The sequence below is a fragment of the Streptomyces sp. NPDC055815 genome (assembly GCF_053616475.1).
Window position 1 is genome coordinate 1 of the sequence record NZ_JBSHDU010000136.1, and the last position, 11,459, is coordinate 11,459.

The 11,459-nt window shown below is 73.2% G+C and carries 11 protein-coding genes; 10 read left to right on the forward strand and 1 reads right to left on the reverse strand.

Annotation, left to right across the window (positions count from 1 at the left end):
• The 3 genes from ACWGN5_RS40740 to ACWGN5_RS40750 form a co-directional block, all read left to right on the forward strand.
• A partial coding sequence (locus ACWGN5_RS40740) for a hypothetical protein (RefSeq protein WP_453523765.1) occupies positions 1–1,023 on the forward strand: 1,023 nt, incomplete at its 5' end.
• Positions 1,020–2,198 (forward strand): type VII secretion-associated serine protease mycosin, encoded by a 1,179-nt coding sequence (gene mycP, locus ACWGN5_RS40745; protein ID WP_453523768.1) that lies wholly within the window; start codon positions 1,020–1,022, stop codon positions 2,196–2,198. The genes ACWGN5_RS40740 and mycP, both read left to right, overlap by 4 nt.
• Positions 2,199–2,232: 34 nt before the next feature.
• Complete coding sequence (locus tag ACWGN5_RS40750; RefSeq protein WP_453523771.1) at positions 2,233–2,967, forward strand: SseB family protein; 735 nt, start codon at positions 2,233–2,235, stop codon at positions 2,965–2,967.
• Positions 2,968–3,053: 86 nt separating this feature from the next.
• On the opposite strand, the gene ACWGN5_RS40755 is transcribed toward ACWGN5_RS40750, so the two are convergent.
• Complete coding sequence (locus tag ACWGN5_RS40755) at positions 3,054–3,422, reverse strand: DUF1844 domain-containing protein (protein WP_041128341.1); 369 nt, start codon at positions 3,420–3,422, stop codon at positions 3,054–3,056.
• Positions 3,423–3,692: 270 nt separating this feature from the next.
• On the opposite strand from ACWGN5_RS40755, the gene infC reads away from it, so the two are divergent.
• The 7 genes from infC (at position 3,693) to pheT (ending at position 11,273) form a co-directional block, all read left to right on the forward strand.
• Positions 3,693–4,412 (forward strand): translation initiation factor IF-3, encoded by a 720-nt coding sequence (gene infC / locus ACWGN5_RS40760; protein ID WP_453523775.1) that lies wholly within the window; start codon positions 3,693–3,695, stop codon positions 4,410–4,412.
• A 125-nt stretch (positions 4,413–4,537) separates the two neighbouring features.
• Complete coding sequence (gene rpmI, locus ACWGN5_RS40765) at positions 4,538–4,732, forward strand: 50S ribosomal protein L35 (RefSeq protein WP_041128339.1); 195 nt, start codon at positions 4,538–4,540, stop codon at positions 4,730–4,732.
• A gap of 106 nt (positions 4,733–4,838) precedes the next feature.
• Positions 4,839–5,225: a 50S ribosomal protein L20 gene (gene rplT, locus ACWGN5_RS40770; RefSeq protein WP_352024520.1), complete on the forward strand. Its 387-nt coding sequence runs from the start codon at positions 4,839–4,841 to the stop codon at positions 5,223–5,225.
• Positions 5,226–5,394: 169 nt separating this feature from the next.
• Positions 5,395–6,234, forward strand: a complete 840-nt coding sequence (locus ACWGN5_RS40775; protein ID WP_369143251.1) for a TrmH family RNA methyltransferase — start codon at positions 5,395–5,397, stop codon at positions 6,232–6,234.
• 81 nt (positions 6,235–6,315) lie between these two features.
• A complete protein-coding gene (locus tag ACWGN5_RS40780) occupies positions 6,316–7,458 on the forward strand; it encodes an ATP-binding protein (protein WP_453523780.1) in 1,143 nt (380 codons plus the stop codon).
• A 156-nt stretch (positions 7,459–7,614) separates the two neighbouring features.
• Complete coding sequence (pheS, locus tag ACWGN5_RS40785) at positions 7,615–8,742, forward strand: phenylalanine--tRNA ligase subunit alpha (RefSeq protein WP_041128336.1); 1,128 nt, start codon at positions 7,615–7,617, stop codon at positions 8,740–8,742.
• Positions 8,742–11,273, forward strand: a complete 2,532-nt coding sequence (gene pheT, locus ACWGN5_RS40790) for a phenylalanine--tRNA ligase subunit beta (protein WP_453523784.1) — start codon at positions 8,742–8,744, stop codon at positions 11,271–11,273. The genes pheS and pheT overlap by 1 nt, the downstream gene beginning before the upstream one ends.
• The last annotated feature ends 186 nt before the right edge of the window (positions 11,274–11,459 follow it).

Here is an 11,459-nt window from a genome sequence, read left to right on the forward strand (position 1 = left end):
CACCCCGCGGGCGGGCCCACCCTGCCCGCAGCCGCCCCCGCCCGGCCCGAGGCCGCCCCCGCCCCGCCCGTCAGCGGACCCGCTCGGCCCGTTGGCGGACCCACCCGGCCCGCAGGCGCCCCCGCGCCCACCCCCGCCGGGTTCGCCCGGCCCTCGGGTGCGACCGCGCCGGCGCACGCCCTCCCCCCGTACCGCCACTCCCACCGGCCCGGTGCCCTTCCGCCCGAGGCGCCCGTCGAGATCACCACGCGGCTGCGGCCCGTGCGCGAGCGGCGGACCGGGCGGAACATCGCCGTCGCCGTCTGTGCCGTGCTCGGGTTCGGGCTCGTCGGCGGCGCCCTCGCCGGGGTGTGGCTGGCCGCAGCCGAGCCCGGGAAGCCCGCCGAACCCGTCGGGTACGCCGAGGCGAAGGAGCTGTGGCACAACGCCCCCGTCGACGCCCTCTTCCCCCGCATCCTCGCCGGACCCGACGCGGGACCCGGCGGCGCCGACCGCACCTGGACCCGGATCGTCGTCGCCCCGGACGCCCCCTGCACGCCCGCCGTCCTCGCCAAGGGCCTCCTCGCCACCGTCCAGCCCCTCGGCTGCGAGCGCGTCCTGCGCGCCACGTACACCGACGCCACCGCCAGCAGCGTGATCACCGTCGGTCTCGTGTTCACGCGCACCGATGCCACCACCCAGCAGACCCTCGGTCAGGGCCTCACCGCCCGGCTCGGGGCGGACGTCCCTCCGGCCCTCGCGGGCCCCGGCACCGTCGCCGCCCGCTTCGGCGCCCCGCAGCGCGCCGCCTGGTGGCTGAACGCCCCCGCCGACCTCCCCGTCGTCGTCACCGCCGTCTCCGGCTTCGCCGACGGCCGGAAGATTGACGGCGGCCCCGTCCCCGCCGACCGGGCCATGGCCGCGAACCGTACCGACGCCACCGCCCAGTCCGGTCTCGGCCACGAGGCCAAGGGCATCACCGAACGACTCGTACGACTGCTGCGCACGGCCGCCACCTCGGCCGCCAAGGAGAACGCCCGGTGACCCCGTCCACCCGTCGGGCCCGCGGCGGCGCCGTCGCCCTGCTCGCCGCCGCCTTCTCCGTCCTGCCCGCCACCACCGCCCCCGCGCACGCCGACACCATCCGGGCCCGCCAGTGGGGCCTCGAAGCCCTGCACACGGCGGAGGCCTGGCGCACCACCAAGGGCAAGGGCGTGACCGTCGCCGTCCTCGACACCGGAGTCGACGCCGAGCACCCGGACCTCGCCGGTTCCGTCCTCACCGGCCGCGACCTCGTCGGCTTCGGCGCGTCGAGGGGCGACCGCGCCTGGGCCCGGCACGGCACCGCCATGGCCGGCATCATCGCCGGACACGGCCACGGCCCGGGCCGCGGGGACGGCGTGCTCGGTGTCGCTCCCGACGTCCGGATCCTTCCCGTACGGGTCATCCTGGAGTCCACGGACAAGGCCCGCGACAAGGCCCGCAAGACCCGCGGCTCCGCCCTCGCCGAAGGGATCCGCTGGGCCGCCGACCACGGCGCCGACGTCATCAACCTCTCCCTCGGCGACGACTCCAAGTCCGCCCACCCCGACGCGGGCGAGGACGCCGCCGTCCAGTACGCCCTCGCCAAGGGCGTCTCCGTCGTCGCCTCCGCCGGCAACGGCGGCGAGAAGGGCGACCACATCTCGTACCCCGCGGCCTACCCCGGCGTCATCGCCGTCGCCGCCGTCGACCGCTACGGCACCCACGCCGCCTTCTCCACCCGCCGCTGGTACGCCACCGTCAGCGCCCCCGGCGACGACATCGTCATCGCCGACCCCGACCGCCGCTACTACGAGGGCTGGGGCACCAGCGCCGCCGCCGCGTTCGTCTCCGGCGCCGTCGCCCTCGTCCGCTCCGCGCACCCCGACCTCACCCCCGCCCAGGTCAAGCGGCTCCTCATCGACACCGCCCGCAACCGGCCGAAGGGCGGCCGCAGCGACGCCAAGGGGTACGGGACGGTCGACCCCGCCGCCGCGATCGAGGCGGGGGGCAGGATCAAGGGCGGCGACCCCAAGGCCGTCGCCACGGGCTACCGGGGCCGCTACTTCGGGCCCGGCCCCGTCCCCGCCGCCGAGGAGAGCCGCCCGCTCGGCCTGCTCGCCCCCGTCGCCGGCGGCCTCGGCGCCCTCCTGCTCCTCACCGCCGTGATACTCCGCCGCGCCCACCGGGCCTCCTAGCCGGGAGCCCGGACCCGCCGGTTAGGCTCGGTGCGTGGAGCTCAAGAACATTCCGGACCCCGGTTTCTCCGACGACGACGGCACCGCCGACCCGCGGCTCGCCGCGGCCCTCGCGGCCTGGGCGGAGGACCGGACCGCACACGGCCCCGTCCTCGAAGCCCTGAAGGACGCCCGGCTGCTCGTCCCCGTGGTCGCCGTCCTCGGCGAGGTCGAGATCGACCCCGAGACGGGCCTCAAGCAGGAGAAGACGAGCGACATGGCCGTCCCCACCCTCACGGCCGGCGACCGGCGGGCCCTGCCGGCCTTCACCTCGATCGCCTCGCTCGCCCTCTGGGACCCGGAGGCCCGCCCCGTGGCCGTCCCCACCCGGCAGGCGCTCGCCGCGCTCGTCCACGAGAAGGCCGACACCCTGGTCCTGGACCTGGCGGGACCCGTGCCGTACCAGGTGACCGGCTCCGCCCTGCTCGCCCTCGCCGAGGGCCGCTCCAGCACCGACCCGCTCGACGACCCGGCCGTACGGGAAGCCGTGCGCGCCGTCGTCGCCGCCGAGCCCGCCGTGCTCCGCGCCCACCTGGGGCCCGGCACCGCCGACGGCACCGTCGCCCTGGTCCTCGCCGGGGACGCCGCCCCGGCGGAGGCCGCCCAGCGGGTGGCCCGCGCCCTGGCCGCCGACGAAACACTGAGGGCCCGCCTGGTGCGGGGCCTCGACCTGGCACTCCTGCCGGCCTCGGCCACGCCTCCGGGCGAGCCCTTCTACGTGAAGAAGTAGGAATCCCTAGCCGTACACCGGCCCCGTGGCTGCTGTCTCCCGGGGGGCGACCCCCGTACCCCCGCGGCCTGGCGGCCGGATCGGTCCTAGCCGTACACCGGCCCCGTGTACTTCTCACCCGGTCCCTGGCCCGGCTCGTCCGGGATCAGGGACGCCTCGCGGAAGGCGAGCTGGAGGGACTTCAGGCCGTCCCGCAGGGGAGCCGCGTGGAAGGAGGAGACCTCCGTCGCGCCGGCGTCCAGGAGACCCGCGAGCGCGTGGATCAGCTTGCGCGCCTCGTCGAGGTCCTTGTGCTTCTCGCCCTCCTCGGTGAGCCCGAGCTTCACCGCGGCGGCGCTCATCAGGTTGACGGCGACCGTGACGATCACCTCGACGGCCGGGACCTCCGCGATGTCGCGGGTCATGCTTTCGAAGTCGGGGGTGTCCGTGGACTCGTTCTGGGGCGTCTCGCTCATGCCCACACGATAAGCGGACGTACGGTTCGCGCCGACCGCCGGGTCCTGCTAACCTTGTGTAACGACCGGCCGGACATCTCTGTGTCCGGCCCACAAGTGGAGGCTCCGTACTCCCACCTGACCACCCTCACGGGTGGCGGGTCACCGGTCAGGTGGCGCCCATCGTTCCGTACGGACGATGGAGCCGCCCGATGTGCGCCCCGCGGTTCACCGTGGTGGTGCTCCGGTTTTCCGTGGAGCCCCGCCTGTGTACCGTCCGGGGCATTTTTCATGTACCGGCGCGGTTGGTCTCAACTGTTTCACGTGACGTGTCCGTCCGCCAAGGCGGTCGCGTGGTGCTACCGAGGAGGATCCATCAGCGCCGAGCCCCGCATCAACGAGCGGATTCGCGTTCCCGAGGTGCGTCTTGTCGGCCCCAGCGGCGAGCAGGTGGGCATCGTCCCCCTTGCCAAGGCCCTGGAGCTCGCTCAGGAGTACGACCTCGACCTGGTCGAGGTCGCGGCGAACGCCCGCCCGCCCGTGTGCAAGCTCATGGACTACGGGAAGTTCAAGTACGAGTCGGCCATGAAGGCCCGTGAGGCGCGCAAGAACCAGGCGCACACGGTCATCAAGGAGATGAAGCTCCGGCCGAAGATCGACCCGCACGACTATGACACCAAGAAGGGTCACGTCGTCCGGTTCCTCAAGCAGGGCGACAAGGTCAAGATCACGATCATGTTCCGTGGTCGTGAGCAGTCCCGCCCGGAGCTCGGTTACCGACTTCTGCAGCGCCTCGCCGAGGACGTCCAGGAGCTTGGATTCATCGAGTCCAACCCGAAGCAGGACGGCCGGAACATGATCATGGTTCTCGGTCCGCACAAGAAGAAGACCGAGGCCATGGCCGAGGCTCGCGAGGCCCAGGCCGCGCGCAAGGCGGAGCGCCAGGGCGGTACGTCCGAGGCCGCTGCCGAGCCCTCGACCGAGACCCCGGCCGAGAACGCCGAGGCGTGATCCGTGGGGGGCTGCCTCCCGGCAGCCCCCGGGTTCCGTCCGGTCCCACCCAATCGAAGAATGACGCTCCCGTCCGACCGGTGCCCGCACCGGGGGAGCGCCACTGACGAGGAGAGAACGGCGCTATGCCGAAGAACAAGACGCACTCCGGTGCCAAGAAGCGCTTCAAGGTCACCGGCTCCGGCAAGATCCTGCGCGAGCGCGCCGGTAAGCGCCACCTGCTCGAGCACAAGTCGTCCAAGCTGACGCGTCGCCTCACCGGCAACGCCGAGATGGCCCCGGGTGACTCCGCCAAGATCAAGAAGATGCTGGGCATCTGATCTGATCTCCCGCCCTCGGCGACGAGGGCATCCGGCACCGTCCGGGACCCATCCGTTTTTCGGGTCGTGTGAGGACCACCACGACCCCGCTACAAGGAGTTAAGAAGTGGCACGCGTCAAGCGGGCAGTCAACGCCCACAAGAAGCGCCGGGCGATCCTCGAGCAGGCCTCCGGCTACCGCGGTCAGCGTTCGCGCCTGTACCGCAAGGCCAAGGAGCAGGTCACCCACTCGCTGGTCTACAACTACAACGACCGCAAGAAGCGCAAGGGCGACTTCCGTCAGCTGTGGATCCAGCGCATCAACGCCGCTGCCCGCCAGAACGGCATGACGTACAACCGCCTCATCCAGGGTCTGAAGGCCGCCAACATCGAGGTGGACCGCAAGATCCTCGCCGAGCTGGCCGTCAACGACATCAACGCGTTCGCCGCGCTGGTCGAGGTCGCGCAGAAGGCCCTCCCGGCCGACGTCAACGCCCCGAAGGTCGCCGCCTGATCTTCCAGGCCCGCAGTACTTCTGCCCGGACCCGCAGCGCGCTCGCGCCTGCGGGTCCGGGTGCGTCGGCCCCCGAGAACCCCGTAGACCCATCGGCCCGCGGAGCCACCGGCCCGTCGGCCGTCGGCCCACCGAAGCCCCGGCACCGAAGAGAGAACCGCCGCACCTCATGGTCACCCCCGAGCTGATCTCCCCGCGTTCCCCGCGCGTCGTCGCCGCCCGGCGGCTCGCCAAGCGCAACTTCCGGGGCAAGGACCGCCTCTTCATCGCCGAGGGCCCGCAGGCCGTCCGCGAGGCCGTCGAGCACCGCGGCTCCACCGGAGAGCCCACCCTCGTCGAGCTCTTCACCACCGTCGAGGCCGCCGAGCGCTACGCCGCCATCGTCGACGCCGCCCGCGCCGCCGGCGCCCGCGTCCACTTCGCCTCCGACGCCGTCCTCGCCGAGGTCTCCCAGACCGTCACCCCGCAGGGCCTCGTCGGCGTCTGCCGCTTCCTCGACTCGCCGTTCGAGGAGATCATCGCCGCCAAGCCCAAGCTGGTCGCCGTCCTCGCGCACGTCCGCGACCCCGGGAACGCCGGCACCGTGCTGCGCTGCGCCGACGCGGCCGGCGCCGACGCCGTCGTCCTCACCGACGCCTCCGTCGACCTGTACAACCCCAAGTCCGTCCGCGCCTCCGTCGGCTCCCTCTTCCACCTGCCGGTGGCCGTCGGCGTCCCCGTCGAGCAGGCCGTCGCCGGACTCAAGGGCGCGGGCGTACGGATCCTCGCCGCCGACGGGGCCGGCCAGGACGACCTCGACGACGAGCTCGACGCCGGCACCATGGGCGGGCCCACCGCCTGGATCTTCGGCAACGAGGCCTGGGGACTGCCCGAGGAGACCCGGGCGCTCGCCGACGCCGTCGTCCGCGTCCCCATCCACGGCAAGGCCGAGAGCCTCAACCTCGCCACCGCCGCCGCGGTCTGCCTGTACGCCTCCGCTCGCGCCCAGCGCCCGCGAACCTCCGCCTGAACGGTCCATTCCGCCCTCCCCGCCCAGTAGAGTGACGCACTCGGGGGCCCACTGCGCTACACGAAGGGGTGGGGAACGGGGATGACGGTCGGCACGGACAGTCCCGCACAGGCACGGAGCGCCGCGCCGCACGCCCCGAAGCCGCCCGAGCCCGCGCCGCCCGCGGGGTTCGCCGGGCTCGATCCCGACGACCTGCCCGACGGTCTCGTCATCGCCGACGAGACCGGACGCGTCGTCTGCTTCAACGCCGCCGCCGGCCGCATCACCGCCGTCCCCGCCCACCGCGCCCTCGGCCTCCCGCTCGACGAGGCGCTGCCCCTGGAGGACCTCAAGGGACGCCGCTGGTGGGCCCTGACCGATCCGTACGGCGGCCTCTCCACCCGCCGCGGCCAGCCCGAGCGCAACCTGCTGCTCCCCGGCGGCCGCGAGGTCCTCGTGTCCGCCCGGTACGTCCGCGAGCACCCCACCGGACCCGTCCGCCGGGTCGTGGTCTCCCTGCGCGGCACCGAGGCGCGCCGCCGCACCGAGCGCAGCCACGCCGAGCTCATCGCCACCGTCGCCCACGAGCTGCGCTCGCCGCTCACCTCCGTGAAGGGCTTCACCGCCACCCTGCTCGACAAGTGGGAGCGGTTCAACGACGAGCAGAAGCGGCTCATGCTGGAGACGGTCGACGCCGACGCGGGCCGCATCAAGCGGCTCATCGCCGAACTCCTCGACATCTCCCGGATCGACTCGGGCCGCCTCGAGGTGCGCCGCCAGCCCGTCGACATCGCCGCCGCCGTCGGCCGGCACATCCAGGTGCACACCACCGGCGGCCAGTCCCCGGACCGCTTCTTCGTACGGATCAGGCCAGGGCTGCCCGCGCTCTGGGCCGACCCCGACAAGATCGACCAGATCCTCGGGAACCTCCTGGAAAATGCCGTGCGCCACGGCGACGGAACCGTCACCATCGAGGTGGCACCCACCACGCTGGGCGACGACGGAGAAGAGGGGACGGAGGTCACCGTGAGCGACGAGGGACCCGGTATCCCCGAAGCGTCGATGAGCCGCGTCTTCACCCGCTTCTGGCGCGGCAGCAAACGCGGCGGCACCGGCCTCGGCCTCTACATCGTCAAGGGCGTCGTCGAGGCCCACGGCGGCACCATCACCGTCGGACGTGGTCCCCGTGGCGGGGCCGAGTTCCGATTTATCCTGCCCGTCGGCACCCCGGCCCACCTCCTCTGACGTCTCAGCAGTCGAGACCGTACGAGATCAGTGGCCGCCCGGCCTGCCCACGGGCTCATTCGCGTCCCCGCGCCCCGTTAGACTCGTCCTTTGGCACGTTTGCGCCCTTGACGTCGAGCGGGGCCGCCCAGCCAGCCAACGGAAGCACGGGAAGAGATGTCCGCACCCAATAAGTCGTACGACCCGGTTGAGGTCGAGGCACTGAAACCGGAAGAGATCGAGCGCATGCGGGACGAGGCGCTCGCCGCCTTCGCCGCCGCGGGCGACCTCGACGCGCTCGCGCACGCGAAGACGGCGCACACCGGTGGCACCTCGCCGCTGGCGCTCGCCAACCGGGAGATCGGTGCCCTGCCGCCGCAGGCCAAGGCCGCCGCCGGAAAGCTCGTGGGCCAGGCCCGCGGCATCGTCTCCAAGGCGCTCGCCGCCCGGCAGACCGAGCTGGAGGCCGAGCGCGACGCGCGCGTCCTCGTCGAGGAGGCCGTCGACGTCACCCTGCCGTACGACCGCGTCCCGGCCGGTGCCCGGCACCCGCTGACCACGCTCATGGAGCGCGTCGCCGACGTGTTCGTCTCCATGGGCTACGAGGTCGCGGAGGGCCCCGAGGTCGAGGCGGAGTGGTTCAACTTCGACGCCCTCAACTTCGTCCCGGACCACCCGGCGCGGCAGATGCAGGACACCTTCTTCGTCCAGGGCCCCGAGGGCACCACCGGCGACGAGTCCGGCGTCGTGCTCCGTACGCACACCTCGCCGGTCCAGGCCCGCACGCTCATCGACCGGGAGCCCCCGGTCTACGTCGTGTGCCCCGGCCGCGTCTACCGCACCGACGAGCTCGACGCCACGCACACCCCGGTCTTCCACCAGATCGAGCTGCTCGCCGTCGACGAGGGCCTCACCATGGCCGACCTCAAGGGCACCCTCGACCACATGGTCCAGGCGCTCTTCGGCCCGGACATGAAGACCCGGCTGCGGCCGAACTTCTTCCCCTTCACCGAGCCGTCCGCAGAGATGGACATGCTCTGCTACGTCTGCCGCGGCGAGTCCGTCGGCAACCCGGACCGTCCCTGCCGCACCTGCGGCAGCGAGGGCTGGATCGAGCTCGGCGGCTGCGGCATGGTCAACCCGAAGGTGCTCGTCGCCTGCGGTGTGGACCCCGAGAAGTACAGCGGATTCGCCTTCGGGTTCGGCATCGAGCGGATGCTGATGTTCCGCCACAACGTCGAAGACATGCGAGACATGGTCGAGGGTGACGTCCGGTTCACCCGGCCGTTCGGGATGGAGATCTGATGCGGGTCCCGCTTTCTTGGCTGCGGGAGTACGTCGACCTGCCGGCGACGGAGACCGGGCGTGACGTCCAGGCCAAGCTCATTTCGGCAGGCCTCGAGGTCGAGACCGTCGAGCAGCTCGGCGCCGGCCTGACCGGCCCGCTGGTGGTCGGCAAGGTCCTCACCATCGAGGAGCTGACGGAGTTCAAGAAGCCCATCCGCTTCTGCACCGTCGACGTCGGCCAGGCCAACGGCACCGGCGAGCCCCAGGAGATCATCTGCGGCGCCCGGAACTTCGCCGAGGGCGACAAGGTCGTCGTGGCGCTGCCCGGCGCCGTGCTGCCCGGAGACTTCGAGATCGCCGAGCGCAAGACGTACGGCCGCGTCTCCCGGGGCATGATCTGCTCCGGCGACGAGCTCGGCATGGGCGACGACGGCACGCACGGCATCATCGTGCTGCCGCCGGAGCACGAGGTCGGCACCGACGCCACGGTCCTCCTGGAGCTCTTCGACGAGGTCCTCGACATCGCCGTCACCCCGGACCGCGGCTACTGCCTCTCGATCCGCGGCGTCGCCCGCGAGACGGCCACCGCCTACGGCCTGCCGCTGCGCGACCCGGCGCTCCTCGACGTGCCCGCGCCCAACTCGTACGGCTACCCGGTCCGGATCGCCGACCCGATCGGCTGCGACCGCTTCACCGCCCGTACGGTCGTCGGCCTCGACCCCGAGGCCCGCAGCCCGATCTGGCTGCAGCGCCGCCTGCAGAAGATCGGCATGCGCCCGATCTCGCTCGCCGTCGACATCACCAACTACGTGATGATCGAACTCGGCCAGCCGCTGCACGCCTACGACCGCAGCCGGATCGACGGCCCCATCGGGGTCCGCCGCGCCGCCGCCGGCGAGAAGTTCACCACCCTCGACGGCACCGCGCGCGTCCTCGACTCCGGGGACCTGGTCATCACCGACAACCGCGGGCCGATCGGTCTCGCCGGTGTCATGGGCGGTGCCAACACCGAGATCGCCGACCCGGTCACCGACCCGGAGACCGGCATCGTCACCGGCACCACCGAGGTCGTCATCGAGGCCGCGCACTTCGACGCGATCTCGATCGCCCGCACGGCCCGCCGGCACAAGCTGGCCTCCGAGGCGTCCAAGCGCTTCGAGCGCGGTGTCGACCCGCAGGCCGCCGCCGCGGCGGCGCAGCGCACGGTCGACCTGCTCGTGCTCCTCGCGGGCGGTACCGCCGAGGCCGGGGTCACCGAGATCGCCGCCCCGTCCGCGCCGCACACCATCGCCATGCCGGCGAACCACCCCGACAAGGTCGCGGGCGTCGACTACGGCCGCGAGATCGTCGTCCGCCGCCTCCAGGAGGTCGGCTGCGACGTCTACGGTCAGGACGAGCTCGTCGTCACCGTCCCGTCGTGGCGTCCCGACCTCTACGTGCCGAACGACCTGGCCGAAGAGGTCATCCGCCTGGAGGGCTACGAGAACCTGCCCTCCACGCTGCCGAAGCCCCCGGCCGGCCGCGGGCTCACCGAGCGCCAGCGCACCCACCGCCGGGTGGGCCGCGCCCTGGCCGGTGCCGGCTACGTCGAGGCGCTGAACTACCCGTTCATCGGCGAGCAGGCCCTCGACCAGCTCGGTCTCGACGCCGACGACGCCCGTCGCCGCGTCGTGACGCTGGTCAACCCGCTCTCCGACGAGGAGCCCGCGCTCCGTACGACGCTGCTCCCGGGTCTGCTCGGCGCGCTCCGCCGCAACGACAGCCGCGGCAGCCACGACCTGGCGCTCTTCGAGACCGGTCTGGTCTTCCGTCCCACCGAGGGCCAGCCGGGCCAGGCCGTCCGTCTGGGCGTCGACCACCGCCCCTCCGACGAGGAGATCGCCCGCGTCAACGCCGCGCTGCCCGAGCAGCCGCGCCGCGCCGCCGTCGTCCTCGCCGGTGCGCGCGAGCAGGCCGGCTGGTGGGGCAAGGGCCGTCCGTCCGACTGGGCCGACGCGATCGAGGCCGGCCGGGCCGTGGCCGCCGAGGCCGGGGTCGAGCTGATCATCAGCGCCGACCAGCACGCGCCCTGGCACCCGGGCCGCTGCGCCGCGTTCCACGTCGAGGTGGACGGCGAGAAGGTCCTCGTCGGCCACGCCGGCGAGCTCCACCCGCGCGTGGTGAAGGCGTTCGGCCTCCCGGCCCGCGCCTGCGCGATGGAGATCGACCTGGACCTCCTGGAGAAGGCGAACGAGGGGCCCGTGAAGGCCCCCCGGATCTCCTCCTTCCCGGTCGCCACCCAGGACGTCGCCCTGGTCGTCGCCTCCGGCGTCCCGGCCGCCGACGTCGAGGCCGCCCTCGTCGAGGGCGCGGGTGAACTCCTGGAGTCCATCCGGCTGTTCGACGTCTACACCGGCGACCAGCTCGGCGAGGGCAGCAAGTCCCTGGCGTACGCGCTGAAGTTCCGCGCCGCGGACCGCACGCTGACCGTCGACGAGGCCAGCGCGGCCCGCGACGCCGCCGTGGCCCTGGCCGCCGAGCGCACGGGCGCCGTCCTGCGCGGCGCCTGATCACGCGCACCCCAGGAGGGGGGGGGGGCGGGGGGGGCCCGGGCGGGGCGGGCGCCGCGCGGGCGGGGCGGGGGGCGCGGGGGCGCGGGGGGGGGGGCGTGGTCGGTGGGGTCGTCGGCGTGGTCGGCGTGGGGCTCGGTGCCGGCCCGTCCGTGGTGCAGGGCGTGCCGTTGAGCGTGAACGCGG